21 protein-coding genes are annotated in these 19,649 nt (G+C 60.5%); 4 read left to right on the plus strand and 17 right to left on the minus strand.

Annotated features, from left to right (window positions below; genetic code table 11):
- The first annotated feature begins 4 nt into the window (after nucleotides 1-4).
- Nucleotides 5-1,162, plus strand: a complete 1,158-nt coding sequence (cydB, locus tag O3S81_RS16865) for a cytochrome d ubiquinol oxidase subunit II (protein ID WP_269344958.1) — start codon at nucleotides 5-7, stop codon at nucleotides 1,160-1,162.
- A gap of 22 nt (nucleotides 1,163-1,184) precedes the next feature.
- Complete coding sequence (cydX, locus tag O3S81_RS16870) at nucleotides 1,185-1,307, plus strand: cytochrome bd-I oxidase subunit CydX (protein ID WP_003508602.1); 123 nt, start codon at nucleotides 1,185-1,187, stop codon at nucleotides 1,305-1,307.
- Between the two features lie 158 nt (nucleotides 1,308-1,465).
- Here the strand turns inward: cydX and O3S81_RS16875 are convergent, their stop codons facing one another.
- The 7 genes from O3S81_RS16875 to O3S81_RS16905 all read right to left on the minus strand — a co-directional run bounded on the left by O3S81_RS16875 (nucleotide 1,466) and on the right by O3S81_RS16905 (nucleotide 6,877).
- Nucleotides 1,466-1,654 (minus strand): hypothetical protein, encoded by a 189-nt coding sequence (locus tag O3S81_RS16875; protein ID WP_269344963.1) that lies wholly within the window; start codon nucleotides 1,652-1,654, stop codon nucleotides 1,466-1,468.
- 20 nt (nucleotides 1,655-1,674) lie between these two features.
- Nucleotides 1,675-2,088: a DUF3597 domain-containing protein gene (locus O3S81_RS16880; RefSeq protein ID WP_269344965.1), complete on the minus strand. Its 414-nt coding sequence runs from the start codon at nucleotides 2,086-2,088 to the stop codon at nucleotides 1,675-1,677.
- A gap of 12 nt (nucleotides 2,089-2,100) precedes the next feature.
- Nucleotides 2,101-2,352, minus strand: coding sequence for a GlsB/YeaQ/YmgE family stress response membrane protein (locus tag O3S81_RS16885; protein ID WP_004437812.1), 252 nt, complete (start codon nucleotides 2,350-2,352; stop codon nucleotides 2,101-2,103).
- Between the two features lie 152 nt (nucleotides 2,353-2,504).
- Nucleotides 2,505-3,362 carry a carboxylating nicotinate-nucleotide diphosphorylase gene (gene nadC, locus O3S81_RS16890; protein ID WP_269344970.1) on the minus strand — a complete coding sequence of 286 codons (858 nt, stop codon included), beginning with the start codon at nucleotides 3,360-3,362 and terminating at the stop codon, nucleotides 2,505-2,507.
- A 1-nt stretch (nucleotide 3,363) separates the two neighbouring features.
- Complete coding sequence (locus O3S81_RS16895) at nucleotides 3,364-4,935, minus strand: L-aspartate oxidase (RefSeq protein WP_269344972.1); 1,572 nt, start codon at nucleotides 4,933-4,935, stop codon at nucleotides 3,364-3,366.
- Nucleotides 4,932-5,903, minus strand: a complete 972-nt coding sequence (gene nadA, locus O3S81_RS16900) for a quinolinate synthase NadA (RefSeq protein WP_269344974.1) — start codon at nucleotides 5,901-5,903, stop codon at nucleotides 4,932-4,934. Before nadA ends, O3S81_RS16895 begins: the two co-directional genes overlap by 4 nt.
- A 71-nt stretch (nucleotides 5,904-5,974) precedes the next feature.
- Complete coding sequence (locus O3S81_RS16905; protein WP_269344976.1) at nucleotides 5,975-6,877, minus strand: NUDIX hydrolase; 903 nt, start codon at nucleotides 6,875-6,877, stop codon at nucleotides 5,975-5,977.
- A gap of 210 nt (nucleotides 6,878-7,087) precedes the next feature.
- On the opposite strand from O3S81_RS16905, the gene O3S81_RS16910 reads away from it, so the two are divergent.
- Nucleotides 7,088-7,459: a PAS domain-containing protein gene (locus tag O3S81_RS16910; RefSeq protein ID WP_269344978.1), complete on the plus strand. Its 372-nt coding sequence runs from the start codon at nucleotides 7,088-7,090 to the stop codon at nucleotides 7,457-7,459.
- 74 nt (nucleotides 7,460-7,533) lie between these two features.
- On the plus strand, nucleotides 7,534-8,034 hold the full coding sequence (locus O3S81_RS16915; protein WP_269344980.1) for a thermonuclease family protein: 501 nt from the start codon (nucleotides 7,534-7,536) through the stop codon (nucleotides 8,032-8,034).
- Between the two features lie 32 nt (nucleotides 8,035-8,066).
- Here O3S81_RS16915 and O3S81_RS16920 read toward each other — a convergent pair whose 3' ends face one another.
- The 10 genes from O3S81_RS16920 to O3S81_RS16965 all read right to left on the minus strand — a co-directional run bounded on the left by O3S81_RS16920 (nucleotide 8,067) and on the right by O3S81_RS16965 (nucleotide 19,648).
- Nucleotides 8,067-9,026 carry a FecR family protein gene (locus O3S81_RS16920; protein ID WP_269344981.1) on the minus strand — a complete coding sequence of 320 codons (960 nt, stop codon included), beginning with the start codon at nucleotides 9,024-9,026 and terminating at the stop codon, nucleotides 8,067-8,069.
- 59 nt (nucleotides 9,027-9,085) lie between these two features.
- Nucleotides 9,086-9,628 carry an RNA polymerase sigma factor gene (locus O3S81_RS16925; RefSeq protein WP_269344983.1) on the minus strand — a complete coding sequence of 181 codons (543 nt, stop codon included), beginning with the start codon at nucleotides 9,626-9,628 and terminating at the stop codon, nucleotides 9,086-9,088.
- A 294-nt stretch (nucleotides 9,629-9,922) separates the two neighbouring features.
- Complete coding sequence (locus tag O3S81_RS16930) at nucleotides 9,923-10,714, minus strand: ABC transporter ATP-binding protein (protein ID WP_269344985.1); 792 nt, start codon at nucleotides 10,712-10,714, stop codon at nucleotides 9,923-9,925.
- Nucleotides 10,707-11,681, minus strand: coding sequence for a FecCD family ABC transporter permease (locus tag O3S81_RS16935; RefSeq protein ID WP_269344987.1), 975 nt, complete (start codon nucleotides 11,679-11,681; stop codon nucleotides 10,707-10,709). Before O3S81_RS16935 ends, O3S81_RS16930 begins: the two co-directional genes overlap by 8 nt.
- The gene (locus O3S81_RS16940; RefSeq protein WP_442864937.1) at nucleotides 11,678-12,628 is read right to left on the minus strand and encodes a FecCD family ABC transporter permease; all 951 of its coding nucleotides are present in this window, start codon (nucleotides 12,626-12,628) and stop codon (nucleotides 11,678-11,680) included. The genes O3S81_RS16935 and O3S81_RS16940 overlap by 4 nt, the downstream gene beginning before the upstream one ends.
- A gap of 98 nt (nucleotides 12,629-12,726) precedes the next feature.
- On the minus strand, nucleotides 12,727-13,647 hold the full coding sequence (locus O3S81_RS16945) for an iron-siderophore ABC transporter substrate-binding protein (RefSeq protein ID WP_269344991.1): 921 nt from the start codon (nucleotides 13,645-13,647) through the stop codon (nucleotides 12,727-12,729).
- A gap of 53 nt (nucleotides 13,648-13,700) precedes the next feature.
- On the minus strand, nucleotides 13,701-16,124 hold the full coding sequence (locus O3S81_RS16950) for a TonB-dependent receptor domain-containing protein (RefSeq protein WP_269344993.1): 2,424 nt from the start codon (nucleotides 16,122-16,124) through the stop codon (nucleotides 13,701-13,703).
- Between the two features lie 154 nt (nucleotides 16,125-16,278).
- Entirely contained in the window at nucleotides 16,279-17,139 is an 861-nt protein-coding gene (locus O3S81_RS16955) for a ferric iron reductase (protein ID WP_269344994.1), read from the minus strand.
- A 74-nt stretch (nucleotides 17,140-17,213) separates the two neighbouring features.
- Nucleotides 17,214-17,945, minus strand: coding sequence for a thioesterase II family protein (locus O3S81_RS16960; RefSeq protein ID WP_269344995.1), 732 nt, complete (start codon nucleotides 17,943-17,945; stop codon nucleotides 17,214-17,216).
- Between the two features lie 29 nt (nucleotides 17,946-17,974).
- Nucleotides 17,975-19,648, minus strand: a complete 1,674-nt coding sequence (locus tag O3S81_RS16965; protein WP_269344997.1) for a condensation domain-containing protein — start codon at nucleotides 19,646-19,648, stop codon at nucleotides 17,975-17,977.
- Nucleotide 19,649: the final 1 nt, after the last annotated feature.

Consider the following 19,649-nt stretch of genomic DNA (forward strand, 5'->3'; position numbering starts at 1 on the left):
TATCATGATCCTGCATCAACTCATCGACTATGAAATCCTTCGCGTCATCTGGTGGCTGCTGCTCGGCGTATTGCTTATCGGCTTTGCCGTGACGGGTGGTTTCGATCTCGGCACCGGCGCGCTGCTGCCCTTCGTGGCGAAGACGGATATTGAGCGGCGCGTCGTCATCAATTCCATCGGTCCGGTTTGGGAGGGCAATCAGGTCTGGCTCATCCTCGGAGCCGGCGCGATTTTTGCCGCCTGGCCACCGCTCTATGCGGTGTCGTTTTCAGGGTTTTACCTGGCGATGGCGGCGATCATGTTCGCGCTGATCCTGCGGCCGGTTGGTTTCAAATATCGCTCCAAGCGCGAGAGCACGGCATGGCGCAGCGCCTGGGACTGGGCCTTGTTCGTTGGCGGCTTTGTGCCGGCGCTGATCTTTGGCGTGGCCATCGGCAATGTGCTGCAGGGTGTTCCCTTCCACTTTAACGACGACCTCAGGATTTTCTACGACGGCACGACGCTGTTCGAGCTTCTGAACCCCTATGCGCTTCTCTGCGGCCTCGTTTCCGTCGCCATGCTGCTAATGCATGGGGCGGCCTGGCTGGTGCTGAAGACCGAAGGTCCGGTGGCTGCCCGTGCGCGCAGCTTTGGCAGCATGGCGGCCCTTGCCACCACCGTTCTTTTTGCGCTCGGCGGTGTCTTTCTCTGGCTCGGGATCGATGGTTATCGCTTCACCTCGGACGTCGTGACCGACGGCCCCTCCAACCCGCTGTCCAAGACGGTCGAGGTTGCGGGTGGCGTCTGGTTTGCGAATTACGCCGCACATCCTTGGATGATGCTGGCGCCGGCGCTCGGTCTTGTCTTCCCACTCGTCGCCTTCATCCTGTTCAGGGCCCGCAGGGAAGTTCTGGCGTTGCTATCCAGCTCGCTCGCGATTTTCGGCATCATCGCCACCGTCGGGCTGACGATGTTTCCCTTCATCCTGCCGTCCTCGGTTGATCCGAAATCGAGCCTGACGGTGTGGGACGCCTCGTCCAGCCATATGACGCTGTTCAACATGCTGGTCGTCACGCTCATCTTCGTTCCGTTGATCGTTGCCTACACATCGTGGGTCTATCGCGTGCTGTGGGGCAAGGTGGATGAAAAGGCGATCCGCGACGACAGCGGCCACGCTTATTGATCAAGAAAGAAGGAGATCGAACATGTGGTATTTCGCTTGGCTGCTCGGCCTGCCTCTCGCCGCCATCTTCGCCGTCATGAATGCCATGTGGTATGAGCTGATGGAAGAAAATGCGAAAAAGGCCGAAGCGAAGCTGGATAAATAGAGCCTCTCCTCCGTCATGCCGGACTAGATCCGGCATCCACTCTCACGGCGCGTCTGCGCCGTGAGAGTGGATGATGCAATTCTGCCAAATATACAAGGGCGGCATCCGGTCCGGATGCCGCCCTTCTCGTAAAGCAGCCGCGCCTGCAATGCGCAGCGTCAGTGGATCGCGATGCCGCGCTTGTCCGCTTCTTCCTTGATGATGTCTTCGACGAGGGCTCTCTTGAGATTTGGATTTCCCAGCAGATAATCGTCGGCGATTTCGAAGATCGACTTCGGGTTTTCCGTCCTGTGCAGGGTGTCGAGGTCCCGGCCGATCTGTTCTCGCAGGCTGGAATAGTCGTCCATCGCGGCTCTCCCGTTGTCGGTTAATCCAGAAGGTCGGCCGGAACCTTGCCGCCGTTTTCGGAGAGTTTCTTGATCACGGCCTTGTGCAGCCAGATATTCATCGTCGCCGAATCCGAGGTGTCGCCGCTATAGCCGAGCTCGCCCGCCAGTTCCTTTCTGGCGCCGAGGCTGCTGTCCAGGTCAAGCGCCTTCAGAAGATCGACGATCGAATGTTTCCAGTCGAGTTTCTGGCCGTTCTTCTTGACTGCGGCATCCAGAATGGAGGCGACGTCGACATTGCCGGCGGGTGCCGGAGCCGCGGCTGTCGGTGCGGCAGGCTGGGCCGGTGCTGCCGGGCTTGCGGTTGTCGTTGGTGCTCCGGCCGGCGCGGAGGTCTGCGGCGCGGCCTCGGCCTTGCCGAAAATCGCATTCTTGATCTTGTCGAAAAAGCTCATGATGGTCTCCCTTTATCGGCGAAATGCCCGCCCGACGGCGATGAGAATGCATGCGCCGATGAAACCGGCGATGAGATAGCCAATCCAGCCTCCGAGCGAGACGCCCACGAGCCCCAGAAGGAAATTGGCGACGATGGCGCCGACAATGCCGAGGATAATGTTCATGAAAACACCCATATTGCTTTTCATGAACTGTTCGGCGAGCCAACCGGCTACGCCGCCGATGATGATTGCTGCAATCCAGCCAACTTGTGCGTCTTCCATAACAGGCCTTTCCTTTGTGAGAGAGGTCAAAAGGCATATGGACAGGCTTTTGCGCGCACTGATCCCCCCGCCTTGAATAGACCTCAGGCGGGACAATAACGAAGATGCCGGCGATTGGTTCCGTGCGGCTGGGTTCGCCTCAACCCTTTTCGTCAGCTCTGGCTTTGGAAGTCCAGCCCGATATCGAGAACCGGCGCGCTGTGGGTGATCCAGCCGATGGAGATGAGGTCAACGCCACTTGCGGCAATGGCGGCCGCCGTTTGCGGGTTGATGCGGCCGGAGGCTTCGGTGATGGCGCGACCGGCAACGATTTCCACCGCCTCGCGCAGCGTTTCAGGCGTCATATTATCGAGGAGAACCGCATCCACGCCCTCCTCCATGGCCTCGTGCAGCTGCGCGAGCGTATCGACTTCGACCTCGATCTTGACGAGATGTCCAACACCCTGTCTCGCGCGGCGGATGGCCTCACGCACGCCGCCGGCGACGGCGATATGGTTGTCCTTGATGAGAACGGCATCATAAAGCGCAAAACGATGGTTCATGCCGCCACCGGCGCGCACGGCATATTTTTCCAGAGCCCTGAGCCCCGGCGTCGTCTTGCGGGTGCAGGCGACTGAAGCCTTGGTGCCGGCAATGGCGGCAACGATTTTTGCGGTGACTGAGGCGATGCCCGAGAGATGGCCGAGAAAATTCAGCGCCGTGCGTTCCCCGGTCAGAAGCCCGCGTGAGGGCCCTTCGATGGTTGTGATGACATCGCCGGGCGCTACTGCCGCGCCATCCGGAATGTGCCGTGTCATCCTGATCGCCGGGTCCACAAGCTGGAAGGCAAGTTCCGCCGCATCGAGACCGGCAATGATGCCCGGCTCCCGCGCGGCCATGACGACGACCGAGCGATGATCGGCGGGGATGACGGCGGCGGAGGTTATGTCGCCTGCGAGCCCCAGGTCTTCCAGAAGGGCGTTGCGCACGAGTGGTTCGATGATGAGACGTGGCAGGGGGGAAAGGGTCATGTCAGGCGCTCCGCGCGAAACCGGCCGTTGAAAGGCTCGAAGAAGAAAGCTCGTGGGCGAGGGTGATGACGTCATTCAGGCTCAGCCTTCGTCTTGTCGCCACCGCATCCTTTTGCGGAAAATCGTCGCGGAAATGTGCGCCGCGCGATTCCATCCGCAGGGCCGCGAAAACGGCGATGGAGATTGCGACGACGGCCGGGTCGGATGCCGGGCCGTTCCGCTCGGCAAGCGGCAACAAATCGCCAATGGCTTCGGCCAAACCCGCGGCATGTCTGACGATGCCGAGATGACGGGAAACGAGGGGTCGGACAGCAGCGGGATCTGCCGGCGGAAAATCAGCTGTTGTGTCGGGCATGGCGTCAGCCACCGGTTTTGCCGCGGGCGCGGGCCGGCCGGCAATATCCTGAGCCGCGCGCATGCCCATGGCGGCGGCTTCCAGCAGGGAGTTGCTGGCAAGCCGGTTTGCGCCGTGAAGGCCAGTGCAGGCGGTTTCACCCGCAACCCAGAGGCCGGGCACCGAGCTTCGGCCTCTGTCATCCGTGGCGACACCGCCCATATGGTAATGCACGGCCGGGCGGACCGGCACGAGTTCGCGGGCGGGGTCTATGCCTGCCTCGCGGCAGAGCAGGTCGATCGACGGGAAACGGGTAGAAAAGCCGGAGCCGAGCGCCTGCCGGGCATCGAGAAAGACCTTGCCGCCGCGCAGGATTTCACGGTCGATGGCGCGGGCGACAATATCGCGCGACGCGAGTTCAGCGCCCGGCACCGCCGCCATGAACCTTTCGCCATTTTCATTGAGAAGCAGCGCGCCTTCGCCCCGCACGGCTTCGCTCACCAGCGCCAGCGGCCGCCGGGGCGAGGAAAGCGCCGTCGGGTGAAACTGCACAAATTCCATATCGGCAAGGACGGCGCCGGCACGGGCGGCGAGCATGATGCCCTGCCCGAAATTGCCGGAGGGGTTGGTCGTCGCCTCATAAAGCCCGCCGAGGCCGCCGGTGGCCAGAACGACCCGGCCTGCCGCCAGAACGAAACCGCCGCTTGGGCCCTGGCAGGCGAGACCGGAGATCACGCCATCCTCCGTCATCAGCCGGCGCACTTCCGTGCCTTCCAGAACCGTGATCGAAGGCGTGCGGCGAACGGTGGCTGCAAGGGCCCTGACGATTGCGGCGCCTGACCCGTCGCCTTCGGCATGGAGAATGCGCCGCCGGCTATGGGCGGCCTCCAGCCCGAAAACGTAGTTGCCGCCGGCATCCCGATCGAAGCGAACGCCCGACTGCTCCAGCGCGCCGATGACGCTGGGGGCCGCAGAGACGATGCCAACAGCCATATCCTCATCGCAAAGGCCATCGCCTGCGGCCAGCGTGTCGGCAAGATGCAGTGCTGCGCGGTCGTCAGGGCCGAGGCTGGCCGCGATGCCGCCCTGCGCCCATGCGCTGGAGGTTTCGCCGCCGAGCGCGCCGCGCGTCAGAAGCAGCACGGGCTGCGGTGCAAGCGTCAGCGCCGCCATCAGCCCGGCAATGCCGCTGCCGACAATGACCGTCCAGTCCTGCGACGACGGGAAGCGCTCGCTCATACCGCCAGCATCCTTTCCACGGCACGGCGGGCGGCGACGGCGATGGCCGGATCGACCGTCACCTCGTGGCGATTTTCCTCCAGTGCGGCGCGGATATTGCCGAGCGTGATGCGCTTCATATGCGGGCAGAGATTGCAGGGACGGATGAATTCGACATCGGGGTGATGTACGGCGACATTGTCGCTCATCGAGCATTCCGTGAGCAGGACCACGCGGGCGGGGCGCTCGCGGCCGACATAATCCGACATGACGGCGGTGGAGCCGGAAAAATCCGCAGCCTCGACGACATCGGGCGGACATTCGGGATGCGCCAGCACGGTGACGCCGGGATGGCTTTCCCTAAGTTCTCGAATGTCATCGGCGGTGAAAAGCTCGTGCACCTCGCAATGGCCATGCCATGCGATCAGCTCGACATTGGTTTCCCGCGCCACGTTCTTTGCCAGATATTCATCCGGCAGCATCAGCACGCGCGGCACGCCGAGCGATTCCACCACCTGCCGGGCATTGCCGGAGGTGCAGCAGATGTCGGATGCCGCCTTCACTGCCGCAGATGTGTTCACATAGGTGACGACCGGAACGCCGGGATAGGCCTGGCGGAGAAGGGCAATGTCTTCGGGCGTAATGGAATCGGCCAGCGAGCAGCCGGCGCCCATATCCGGAATGAGCACGGTTTTTTCGGGATTGAGCAGTTTTGCCGTCTCGGCCATGAAATGCACGCCGGCCAGAACGATCACATCCGCCTCCACCTCCATTGCCTTGCGGGCAAGGGCGAGGCTGTCGCCAACGATATCGGCGACACCGTGGAAGATTTCCGGCGTCTGGTAATTATGGGCGAGGATGACGGCGTTGCGTTTGCGCTTCAGCCCGAGGATCGCGTCCACATCATCCTGAAATCCCATCCATTCGGCCTTGGGAATGACGCGGCTGACGCGGTCATAAAGGCTTGCGGCAGAAATCTGTTCGTTCACGATGCACTCTCCCATTTATACTCTTTTTGAGTATATCTAGGGCAAAGACATATTCTCATTGTGAGTATATGTCAATTGCGGGAGAGGGGCAGTTTCGTTCCGGAAAGGGCGCGTTCATCGAGAACGGTCTGGCGGAAGCGGAAAAGCTTCGCCGGGCGGCCGCCGGTTTCAGTCGCCATGTCGCCGGTTTCTTCCACCAGTTGCTGCTGTTCGATCAGTCGGCGGAAATTCTGCTTGTGCAAGGTCAGCCCTGCCAGCGCCTCGATGGCGCGCTGCAATTGCAGGAGGGTAAAGCTGTCAGCCATCAGTTCGAACACCACCGGTCGATATTTGATCTTAGCCCGGAGCCGGGCAATGCCGGTCGCAAGGATGCGGCGGTGGTCGGCAAACATCGGCCTGCCGAAATTGATCCGCGGTTCGCCCTGCGCTTCCTCGACCAGCCCGGCCTCATAGAGCAACTCATAACGCTGCAGGGTCAGCTCCTCATTCCAGCCGCCGCCATCCAGCCCGAAGGTGAAATCGGCGCGGAGATGACGCTGGTCCCGGCAGGCGGGGTCGGAATCGGCCCACGCGCGCAGCCTGTCGATGATGCTGTCGAGAACCTCGGGGCGTCCCTGCCGATGGTCCTCCCAGGGGAAATATTCATACCAGCCGTGCCAGAGGGGGCGTTTATCAACCAGGGCCTCCTGCTCGCGCACCAGCCCGAGATAGCCGATGGAAATGGTTCTGCCGCCCAAAATCTCGTTGTTGCGGTCGCGATCGGCAAAAGTATAGAGTTGTTCGAGATAACCGACGGGGTGATGCGTCTGTTCGTGAATCCATTCCCGCAGCCCGCTTTGAAGCGTTCTGTGCCCGAATTCGAAGGGACCCGACGGAAGGGCAGCGCCTTCACGAACGGTCATGACGCGGGGCTCGTCCGTGGTGATGGCGGTGACGACGGCGATGAGTTCGGCATGGGCAAGCCCGATGGTCACGGCGGCTCCTCTGGTCACTGGCTTCAGGATCAACCTTCTTTGGCACAGGAAGGTTGGTTCGCCAACATGGCGGCCAAAAAGGGCTGTCGATAGATCTGTCCCACGAAAACGGGTCCTATCAGACAAAAGGATGAATTCTTGTGGTTAGCCGTCTATCGTCTGATATGTTAGAGACCCGCCACAAGAATTTCAGATTGTAGAAGGCCGACATTGGAGAACATATCTCTCGAAGAGACACTTGTGGGGTATTTTACCTGGAACATCGGGCAAAATCTGATTTATCTCGATGCCGTGGCCGCCCGCCTGCGTGACGTTTCCCCGGAAAAAGCCGCCTGCGGCATTCCGGTCGAAGATTTCATTGAGCGGATTGAAAGCGGCGCGCGGGCGCGTGTCGCCAAGGCGGTTTATAATTCGCTGACAAATGGCGTGTTTTATGATCAGGAATACCGCATCCAGCTTGAATGCGGTGGTTTTCGCTGGCTGCGGACAACCGGAAGGGTGATCCTGGACAGCGACCGGATTCCGATGATGGCCATGGGCACGGTGCGCGATGTCAGCGCGGCCAAGGTTTTATTGATGTGATACGCGGCCGCACCTCTTTTTAATGAGGCGGCCGACCGATTTTATTTCGTTCATTGTTTTGATGTTGCGGTGACATGGTCCGGCAGATCGCAATTTTGCTGTTTCAGATCGTCCTGGCCACAGGCCTCGGCATAGCCGGCATTCGCATCGCTTCGCTTGTCAATGGCGAGGCGACCTCTGCGCCGGCAGGTCTGGCGGCCAACACGGAACTGTTGTGGACGACTGCGCCGGTGCGGGTCGATCCTCGTCGGCAGAATTATGAGCGCATTCCGACACCGCCCGATCTGTACCCGCTGAAAATGCATGCGGATCAGCGCCTGCGTGTCGTCTCCAGCAACCGCTTCACCTTCAAGGGGCAGGAATTCCGCCTCGCCGGCGTGGAGGAGGTCGACCGCAACCGCGTCTGCACCGGTGCCGATGGTCGCCGTTATGCCTGCGGCCTCAATGCCTTCAAGGCGCTGGAGAACCGTCTGCGCGGCAGATATGTCGAATGCCGGGTGGTGGAGGAGGAAAGTCCGCTGCGATCCGTGGAATGCCGGATCAACGGGCAGGATGTCCGGGCGCTACTGCAATAGGCGGTGACGCCGGCACGTCGTGCCGAAGCCGATCAGGACGTAACGACGATGACGGGGCCAAGCTTATATGTCTTGATGTTGAGGGCGGTGCGCAGGAAATTCAGCGCACCCTCCGTATCGGTAACGAAGAGGGTGCCGCTGACGACACGTCGTGCAGTTGCCTCGTTTCCGATGACGATGCGGCCGTTGAAGTGCCGCTGGATTTCCTCGACCACATAGGACAGGGGAACATTGTCCACGGTGAGCTGGCCTCGGCGCCAGGCGAGAGCCGTATCGGCATCCGTTTTCCGGACGGTATATTCTCCCGTGACGTTTGAGTGGAGGATTTCTTCCCCTTCCGTCAGTCTGACGGGCGCGCTTTGCTGCGCCTTGAATTCCACCTTCACCGAATGTTCGGCAACGGCGATGCGCGTATCGTCATCGCTTCGGCGAACGTCGAAGGCCGTACCGAGGGCCGTGACCACGGTATCATCAGTGCGGACGGAGAAGGGGCGCTTCTCATCCGGGCTCACCTGAAAAAATGCCTGGCCGCGCAAGAGCCGAACGATCCTTTGGCCGCTGCTGAAATCAAGCGCGATCGCAGACGATGCGTTCAATTGCACCCGGGAACCATCTTCCAGTGTCACTTCAGGCATTTCACCGGTGTCGGACATGACATCCGCATGGAGGCGCATGGGACCGTCCAGGGCAACGAACAGAGTTCCGGCGGCAATGATCGCCACGATCGACGGGATGACCGCGCCGCGCCGTCGCGGCGGGGGCGCAACGGGCATGTCGCGAAGCCCGGCATCGGAGCGGATCGCAGTTCTGGCTTCGCCGAGAATGCGTTTCGCAGCCGTGTAGGCCCGACAGTTTTCCGGGTCGAGCTCCATCCAGCGACGGAACTCCGCCCTTTCCGTTTCCGACTGTCCGGGGTCGCGGTTGCGAAAGACCCAGTCGGCTGCATCCCTGTTTCGCTTGCGCTGATCGCGCGTCAGACGTCTACCTTGCACGGAACGCTCCAATTCTGCTCTCCCATGTGTAGACGAATGAGTTGTGTCGATTGGGACGTTTACTCCATTTCAAAAAGGCGGTCGAGGCAATGACTGAGCGCGCGCCGGAGGTGCCGGTCGACCATATTACGTGAAATTTTCAGTTTCGCGGCAATCTGGTCCGGGGAAAGATGATGCAGCCTGTGCAACACGAACGCCGTCCGCCGCTTTTCGGGCAGGTCGGCGATGGCCTGCTTGAGGATCGTCAGCCGCGCCTCGATGGCCAGTCCCTGGTCGGGCGGGCTGTCGGTCGCCGACACCGCCCTTGCATCTTCATCCGTGCCGGAAAAAAGCCTGGACTCGAATTGCTCCCGCCTGATCCGGTCGATCCGCATGTTGGAAGCGGCGCGGCACAGGAATGCTTTTATCGATCGTTTGCCGGACAGGGCATCGGGCTGCAATGCGAGTTTTACGTAGAGATCGTGCACGATTTCACGCGCGGCCCCGTCCGAGCGGCTGCGCCCTCCGACCGCCTTGATGATGTCGCCGTAATGCTCGACGATCGCCCGGTTCAGCAGGTCGGTTCCGTCATTTTCATTGAGGCTTGCCATCGACATCCGCATTGCTTTCCTGGTGCTCCGTAATCTGCAATGTGCGACAAATGAAGGCGTTTTCACCTATCCATGCCGGTGACGAATTTCTAGTGGCGGGGAAAAAGCGATGCAAGTGCAATGATTTAAGGTAGCGGCCGTTAAAAAATCCACCGCCCGCCAAAAGCGGACAGTTTTTATCATGTTTATATCTGGATTCATTACATCTTTTGGTCAGCGGGCGAATGCGGGGAGCCGCCGGAGACGGGATCGGCCCTTACGAAAAACCTGACGAATGTTGCGAGGCAGCCACAGGTCTTGCGCCGCTCAGCCCCGTGAAGGCACGGGAACACACATCGGTGTTCCCGAAAGCGGGTCCGGCATGATCACGGCGTTCACACCGAAGACATCGAGGACATTTCTGTCCGTGATGACGGCGCTTGCCGTACCCGCGTCGAATATCTTGCCGTCCTTGATGAGCACGACCTCATCGGCGTAACGGGCGGCCTGATTGAGATCGTGGAGGACGGCGACGATGGTGCGACCGTCGTGAACAAGTTGTCTTATCAGATCCAGTATCTCGATCTGGTGAGCGAGATCGAGGAAAGTTGTTGGTTCATCGAGGAGAAGAATGTCCGTTTCCTGGGCGAGCGCCATGGCGATCCATGCGCGTTGCCGCTGGCCGCCGGACAGCGCTTCCACCTGACGGCCGGCGAGCGATGTCATGTCGGTCAGATCGAGAGCATGGGCGCAGGCGTCCTCATCGTGTCTGGACCACCGCTCGAAAAGCCTGCGATGGGGATAACGCCCCTGACGGACGAGTTCCGCGACCGACAATCCTTCCGGGGCCTGGGGCCCCTGTGTAAGGACGCCGATCTGCTTCGCACGGTCTCGCGAGGGCATTTTCCTTGTTGGCGTGCCGTCGAGAAATATTTCCCCTTTCATCGGGGCCAGAAGGCCGGCGAGCGCGCGCAATATAGTGGATTTGCCGCATCCGTTTTTCCCGACGAGAACGGTGAAGCGCCCGGATGGAATTTTCAGGTTCAGGTCTTCGACGATGACGGAACCGTTATATCCAAGGGAAAGATCGCGCGTCGCGAGGCGATAAGGTTCAGACATGCCTGCGACCCTTCAGAAGATAGGCAAAAAACGGAGCGCCGAGCAGCGCCGTGACGATACCGGCGGGCAGTTGCGCCGGTGCGATGACCGTGCGGCCGACAATATCGGCGATCAACAATAAAAGACTGCCTGTCAGGCCGGCGACGGGAATGAGGGAGCGATGGGCGGGGCCCACGATCCTCTTCGCGATGTGCGGGGCGATCAGGCCGACAAAGCTCACCAGACCCACTGCGGCAACGGTGGCTCCCGATATCAGCGTGCAGAGCACGATCAGGAATGCGCGCACGAGATTGACCTTTTGTCCAAGGCCCGTCGCCACGTCGTCGCCGAAACGGATGAGGTCCAGTTGACGGCAGCAGAACCAGCTCAAGGCAAGCGGGGCGGCGAGCCAGATCAGAAGGCTTTGAACCCTGGACCAGTCCGCCCCGTAGACGCTGCCCGAAAGCCAGACCATGGCGCGCTGAACATCCCCGACATTGCCGAATGCGGTCAGAAAGCTGGTTCCTGCGCCAGCCAGGGCGCTCAGGCCTATGCCGACAAGGATGATCCGGAGAGAGGATGTTCCGCGTTTCCAGGACAGGAAATAGACGGCGGCCGCCATGGTGACTGCGCCCGCAAAGCCCGCCCAGGGCAGAACGGTCGGTGAAACATCGGCAAAAACGATGATAACCACGCTTGCGGCGAGCGCTGCGCCGGCATTGATGCCCAAGACGCCGGGCTCCGCCAGGGGGTTGCGCATGACGGTCTGCGAGATCGTCCCGGCAACGGCAAGGCCTATGCCGGCAAGCAGGGCCAGTATCGCTCTCGAGAGCCGGAATTCGATGACGATCATCTGCAGATCGGGCGATGCCCCGCCGGCAACCGCATCGGCAACGTCGCGCCAGGCGATCGACTGGTCTCCCCACATCATCGCGGCAACCACGGCCAGGAGGTTCAGAATGATCAGGACGGTTATGGCTCGCGTCACGGCTTGTCCGTCCCCGTGCGATAGCGCGCCAGCCAGAGGAAAAATGGTGCCCCGATCAATGCCATCGTGACGCCGACGGGGAAACTCTGGTTGGCGAACATCATCCGTCCGGCGAGGTCGGCAACGACGACCATGATCGCGCCGATGACGGCGCTGAAAGGAACGATCCAGCGGTAATCCACGCTGATGGCGAGGCGAACGATATGCGGCACGACGAGGCCGACGAAGCCGACCGGCCCGACAAGCGCGACCGCGCTTCCCGAAAGGAGAATGACGATCACGACCGACAGGCCGCGCCAGAGAGCCGGGTTCTGGCCAAGCGCCGTGGCGACATCGGTGCCCAGGCTCAGGGTCGTGAGATGACGGGCGAGAACAAGCGATCCCATCAGCCCCGCAAGCGAATATGGCATGACGGCAAAGACCTGATCCATCGTCCGCCCGCTCAGGGAACCGACGGTCCACAGGCGCACGGCATCGAGCGTCGTCTGGTCGAAGATCAGAATTGCCGTTGTCAGCGAGGTGAGGAATGTTGCGACCACCGCACCGGCCAGCACCATCACCAGCGGTGTTGCGCCGACGCGGCCGACCGAACCGATGAAGAAAACGCAAAAGGCCGCAAATGCCGCACCGGCAAAGGCATACCAGACCAGCACGTTACCATCCGAAACGCCAATAATCGTCAGGCTGGCGACGACCGCGAAAGCTGCGCCGGCATTGATGCCCAGGAGACCCGGCGAAGCCAGGGGATTTCTCGTTACCGCCTGCATGATGGTGCCCGAAACGGCCAGGCCCGCTCCCGCAATCATCGCAGCCGCGATGCGCGGCAAGCGCAGCAATGTCACGACCAGATGATCGCGCGAGCCGTCAAACCGGAAGATTGCGGCGAGGACCGTCGACGGTGAAATGGGGTTTGGACCGGCCATCATCGCCACGATGGCGCAAACCATCAGGCCGCCGATTGCGAGGAGGAGCAGGGCCGCGCGGGAAAATTTTACCCGGCGAGAATTGATCGGCCTTTCCGCCTGTCGAAGTCCGCAAAACGACGTCACGGCGTGCCCGGCAGATATTTTTCGATGTCGTCGAGAACCCGGTTCGCGGAGCCTATGCCGTTGAAGCTCATCCATGTTTCGCGCTTGACCCGGTGGGCGTTTCCGGAGGCGACGGCGGGCATCATCTGCCAGAAGGGGTTGCTGGTGGTGCGGGCGGCAAGTGCATCGTCGAGGGCCGCTTCATATTTGCCGGACACGACGTAAAGAAGGATTTCACCGTCGAGAAGGGTGAGGTCTTCCCATTCGGGCCGCTTGAACACCGTGTTGTCCTCGGTCGTTTCATAAGCGCTCCGCTTTACGCCTGCATCGCGAAGAACCACATAGGGCGCATAGGCGGCCGGGCCGTCGAGATAGACGTGAAATCCGGTGGGTGTCACCCGCAGTACCGACATCGTCCGGGATCCTGTTTTGCTCCTGATCGCGGAAACACGGCTTTCATAGCTGGCGAGCATGCGCGCCGCCTCTTCGCTTTTTCCGGAAAGGAGGGCCAGCGTTTTGAAATGTTCCTTCCAGTCCTTCGCGGCGATGAGTGCGGTCGGCGCAATTTTTTTGAAGTTCTCGTAGGACTGGCTGTGCAGGGCCGCATCGCCGATAATCAGGTCCGGTTTCAACGCCACGATGCGTTCCAGACTGGGCTGCCGGGCTTCGCCAATATCGGAAACCATCGCTCCATCGGCTTTTTCCCTCAGTTCGTGGTCCTGAACGGACATAAGCGGCGCGCCAACCAGCGGCAGTCCCAGTTCCAGCGCCATTCCCAGATTATAGAAGGGATCGAGCACGACGATCCTGCGGGGCGTATCCGGCACGCAGACGGGTGCACCATACAATCCGGATGTGAACGACCGGCCAGGACACTGCGCCGAAGCGCCCGACGCGAAAAGTCCGATCAGCAATATGAAAAACGATCGCAGGATCATTGGTGACTCCAGAAACGGAAACTGCGCGGCTTGAAAGCCGCGCAGGCAACGGATCAGAACTTGACTTTGAGGTTGAGACCGACGCTGCGGCGCTCCCCGAGCGTGGCGGCAATATCGTTGTCGTTGTAGACGAAATATTCCTCATCCAGAAGGTTCTGAGCGAAGGCGTTGATTTCCCACCTTTCGGTCTTGTAGCCCGCCTGCAGGTTCACGATCCAGCGGCTGTCGAGATAATCGTGCGGCAGGCTGCCCAGACGGGCCAGGTAGCTCGAGGTATATTTGGCGTCTGCGCCGACATAGACGCCGTTGTCAAACGTGTAGCGAGCGCCAAGACCCAGCGACCACTCCGGCGCTTCCGGGAATGGCAAGCCGGACAGATTGCCATAGGTCAGATCGTTGAAGTTCTTGAACTCGGTATGGACATAGCCGAGCGATGCGAAGGTTTCGAGGTTGTCAGTTACCTTGAACGACGGCTCGAACTCGAAGCCCCATGCTTCCGACGACGCGGCGTTGATGATGCGTCGGCTGAGCAGATCCGTCGGGTCGAGCTGCATCAAAACCTGCTGGTCCGAATATTTGGTGAGGAACACGTTTGAATTCACGGTCAGCCGGTCATCCATAAACGAGCCTTTGTAGAAAATCTCGTAGGTCGATGCCGTTTCGGGTTCGTAGTTATAGGCCGTCCGCCGATACGAATCGTAGCTCGCGCCGCCGGTCCGGAAACCCTGGGAATAGGTAATGCCGACCGTCTGTGTGTCCGTCAGCTCTTTCGAAAGGCCGATTTTCGGTACGAAATTGACCTCGTTGAAGGATGCGGCATAGTCCGTCAAAACGGTTGTCCTGCCGCCAAGCGGCTGGGTCCGCACCAGATGTTGGGTTATGTCCTGATCCGTATAGTCCAGCCGGCCGCCGAGGGTAATTTTCCATGTCGGGACGAACTCGTATGTCGCCTCTCCGAAAATGGCGGCATTGAACGATTTCTGCGTATTGTGCTGCACCTGGTTGCGGTTGACGGTGGCACTCAGCGGAATGGTGCGATCGTAGAAGTTCTTTTCGTCTTCATAGGCGAAATAGACGCCGCCGACCCAGTCCCATTTGTCGCCTTCATAATTGAGACGCAGCTCCTGGGAGGCGATCCATTCCTTGTAGTAGCCATGATAGGTGTTGATTTCGCCCGGGGTTCCATAATTGACCGAAAGACGATCGGCGTCGGAATAGCTGAAGGCCGAAAGTGAAGTCAGCTTTAGCTCGTCTGAAAAATCATGGGTAACCTCCAGTCCGACATTATGCACGTCGGTCGGGCGATATTCTATGTAGGCTGGCAGCAGATAATCGCCGCGTTTCTGGTCGAAACTGAAGGGAATGGAGCCTGCGGGACCGCCGATGTCGCGAACAGCGGGGTTGTCATGTGAAAACGAGTAGCTGAGAAGGGCGCGCGTCTCCGGCATTTCCGCCGGTTCAAACAGGACCTTGCCGCGAACCTGGTAATAAAAATCGTGCGTGAACTCGTTGTAGTTCTCGTAACCCACGAAGGTCGGGTAATTGATGTCGTTCTTGCTTCGCTGAACCTCACCGGAAATACGAATGGCGAGCTGATCGTCCATCAGCGGCGTATTGAACATGAAGCCGGTGCCGTAGAGATTGCCGGTGGCGATCGTGGTCGAGAGTTCCGCCTCCTTTTCGAAGGTGGGATCCTTGGTCTTTATATAGATTGCACCAGCCATGGCAGCGCGCCCCGACAGGGTGGACTGCGGGCCGCGATATACCTCGACCTGTTCGACGTCGAACAATCCGCGTGCCCCACGGCGCGCGCCGCGAACCGTCTGCTGAACGCCGTCGATGTAGAGCGTGGCAAGAGGCGCGCCACCGGGGACAAGGCCCTCGGAACTGACACCACGAATGATGAAGCCGGCATCGGCCCAGTCGCCATCCATGACGTTTGCCATGCGGCGGAAGCTATCGCGAAAACTCCGTATCTGGCTGTCGGCGATCTGGTCCGCGGTGACGATGCCGATGCTCGAGGAGGTGCTGGCAAGCGTCGTGGCGTTGCGTGAACCGTAAATCGTGATGGCCTGCAGCTGGGTCGCGCCATCGGCACCGACGGCTGCGGCGCCTGCAGGCGCCGCCGCAAGGCTGAGGGCGATCTGGTTCTGGCCGGCAAACCGCGACTGGACGCCGGTTCCTGCAAGCACTGCGTCAAGCGCCTGGGAAGGCGTGAGGTTACCGCTGGCGCCCCGCGACGTCTTGCCGTTGGCGACAGACCCGTCAAAGAGAATCTGCAGGCCGGTTTGCGTGGCAAGCTGATTGAGCGCGCTGGTAAGGGGGCCGGCGGCAATCGAAATCTGTCGCGGCGCGCTGCGTGTCTGGCCTTCGCTCTGCGCTGCGGCAGGCACATATAAGGCCAGCGCCGACACCGAAGTTGTAAGCAGCATTGCTACCCAACCCGCCAGACCGGTTCGAACCGCTCTGCCGTTCATTCCCTTGCATTCCATTGAAGCCCCCGCGCCCGTGCGCTCAATACGCACGTTTCAGAACAATATGACGGCAACAACCGTCCGCTCATGCTGAAGACGATCAAAGGAGGCGTAATGGGACTCTCAAGTCGAAAAAAATTTATGGAAAATAAACATTTTATTTTAGGCAGATACGGGTGCGCATTTCCTGAAGCAGAATGGCATCACGTTCTTCATTTGACTTCAGCACACAGGTCGCACATTTTTCCGCTCCCTCGACGGTATAGTACCGGCAGCATCCGCCCCGCGCGCGGAACGTGTAGGTGAATGGTTCCTTCAATGTGCTGTCGTGCAGGGTGAGGTCAAAGTAGCCCAGCTGGCGGTTGTTCAGCGGCGATCCCTGCGCTTTGACGATCGCGATTGCCGAGGCTATCGCTTCGGGCAGACAGCCGAATCGTCTTCCGACATCGAGAAACCTGCCGGCTATTCCGTCGCCAATCAGCCGCCATTGCGCGTTTTTCGAAAAGCCCGTCCGTTTTGCCAATGCTTCGACCAGCGGCTCGAAATGCCGCTCGACGCCCATGCGGAACCTTTCGCACAACGCCGCGTGGTCTGTGACTATCGAAAATGGCCCTGCATGCCGATCCGTAAATATTTGCGGCGAAAGCAGCCTGACGCGGGCGCGCCGCACCGTCATCGGCTCTCCATCATGCTCGCCATGATAGGTGTAGAACTGCAATGAGACGGCGTCGGGCGACAGATCCGGCACCAGGCCGCGGCCAACCAGCAACGGAACGGTCGCCATGAAGAAGATGTAGCAATAATCGCTCATCAAGAAGGCCGCGCGACTTTTGAGATCGACGCCGGGATTGAACGATCCCTCATAGTCGAGGAACTCTTCGAGTTCCTCCGGGCTGGAAAACAGCCCGGCGGCGGTTATCCAGCCGGGAAGCATCGGGCCGGCGCTGCAGGGCACCTCGGGCCACATGGATTGCTGGAGAGCGGTCGCTTCCGTCAGAATATCGTCGGTGGTGGGCACGCCGGCGGCCTCCTGATATCTCATTGTCCGCCGCATCCGTCAGATTCGCATATCAAATCCGGCTCACGCCTCTCTCATCGAACAGCCATAGTCTGCATCGCATCGGTTTGCCACAGCTGGCCCAGTTTGCCAATAAAGCCGGCGAAGGCCTGCGGCGGGAGCATATGCGAGCCTTCGATCCGATGCATGGTGACGTTCGACCCGATACAGCTTTCCCAGGCATGCGCCGCGCTCCAGCTGACGAGATGGTCGGCATCGGCCACGAATACATGCACCGGAAGGGCAACCGGGGCGTGCGGGGGCGTAAATTCATAAGTCTCGCAAATGCGAAAATCATTGCGGAGAACCGGCTCGAACAGGGCCATCGCCTCCCTGTCGCGCAATATTGCCTCCGGCGTTCCGCCGATCTCCACCAGCGACTGGTGGAAATCTTCGCTCGACATGATGTGAATGGGTTCACGTCCTTCAAGGACACGGTCGGGCGCGTTCGAGCCGAGGATGTAGAATGCGTGGGGAAGCGGCAGGCGCCGGATGGAGAGGTTCCGGAGCAGCTCATATGCCACCACCGCGCCCATGGAATAGCCGAACAGGGCATAGGGCGCCTGCAGCAGACCGGAGATTTCGCCTGCGACATGGTCGGCAAGGCTTTCTATATCGCGCGGCAGCGGCTTGGTGAAATGGGCTTCGCGGCCAGGCAGGGGGACGGGGAAGACGTCGAAGATGCTCTCGGAATGGACCCATGACCGGAACAGGCTTGGGCCGGCGCCGGCTGGCGGAAGGCAAATCAACCTGGGGCGAACTGTCATCGGGGCTCCTTGTCTCATATTTCAATGTCTCATATTTCAATCGCATTGTGTTCGCCGACGGGGGCGGCCGTTGCTTTCAGCGCATCGATGAATGCCGAAAACGCCGCAAGGACCGGGCGGTCGAACAGGACCTTTACGGGAAAGTTGATGGCAAATTCTCTCCGCGCCCGGTTGACGACCCTCGCAGCCAGAAGCGAGTGACCGCCAAGGTCGAAGAAATGATCCGTATTGCGCCGCACCTCGACTTTCAGAACCTCTGCCCAGATCCGGGCCATCGCCTCTTCCGTCGGTGTCCAGGCCGTTATCGGAGAAGGGGTGGAGATGGGGAGATCATGGTGCGTTTCCGCTGCCTCGAGTGGCATAGGCGTATCGGCAGCGGCCGCAGTGATATCCGCATCGGATATATCCGGAATTCGCGCCGCGCCGCCGGCCATCTCGCCGATTGCGGCTTCAAGCTCTTTCAGAAATGCTTCAATCTCCCGCTCGGTCATGCTCCGTCTATCGTATCGGGCGGCAATCGAAATCTTGGCCGCGTCGGCAACGGCAAACAGGGTGAGCGGATAGTGGGTCCATTCATCGACCTCGACGCCGGCGACGGCGAATGTCGCGTCCGACGATACATCCCGTGGGACGGGGTAGTTTTCAAAGACCAGGAGGCAGTCGAAGAGATCGCCCCGCCCGGCCTGTATCTCCCGTAACGGAAGATAGTCATGCTCCGCACAGGCGGACTGGCGTTTCTGCAGTTTTTGCAGCCATTGGGCAAGGTCGCCCTGTTCAACCTCGACGCAGACCGGTAGCGTGTTGATGAACAGGCCGACCATATTTTCCACGCACGGCAGTTCCGGAGGTCGCCCCGCCGTCGTCGCGCCGAAGACGACATGCCTGCCGCCGGTCTTGCGGGCGATGGTGATGGCAAGGGCGCCCTGCAACAGGGTGTTGGACGTAATGCCCATGTCCCTGCACAGTTTTGCGGCTTGCGCCGAAACCACGGGATCGCATGTGAGGTGACGACTGGAAAAGTCGGCCTCGCCGGCGGCGGCGTGTGTAATTCTGCACGGCCCGGCGATCCCGGCGGTGTAATCCGTCCAGAATTCCCGCGTCGCCTCACGCTTCCTGCTTTTCAGCCAGGCGATATAATCCACATAGGGCCGCGGCGCGGCCAGAGCGGGGCGGGAAGAGCCGCACCGCCTCTGATAGGTCCTGAAGGCATCCTCGACGAGGCGGCCGGCCGACCATCCATCGAGAATGATATGATGATACTGAAGAACGAGGCGCGAATTTTCCCCGCCGCAGTCGATCCATTGCAGGCGTATCAGCGGAGCCTTTTTCAGATCGAAAGCCTGTCGCCGGTTGTCGGACAGAAGTGTGCCGAGGTGTCTTTGCTGCTCGTCGGCATCGATGCCCGACCAATCCAGCTGCGACCAGGCGAGGCCGGCATCGCCGTGAACCACCTGAAAGGGTTCGTCTCTTTCTTCCCAGTGAAACGTGGTGCGCAGAACCGCATGCCGCGACACAATCTCGCGCCAGCAATCATGCATGATCCGCGCATCGACGGCGCCCTTCAGATGCAGGACGATCTGGGGAACGTAAACGCCCTCGTCAGGCGTGGCGATGGAGTGGAACAGCAATCCTTCCTGCATCGGTGACAGCGGATAGATGTTTTCGATGGCCGGGCGGCGGCTTTCAGAGGGGCGATTGTCCATG

Origin of the sequence: Agrobacterium sp. SOY23 (assembly GCF_027212525.1) — a bacterium.
Taxonomy (GTDB): Bacteria; Pseudomonadota; Alphaproteobacteria; order Rhizobiales; family Rhizobiaceae; genus Agrobacterium; species Agrobacterium tumefaciens_I.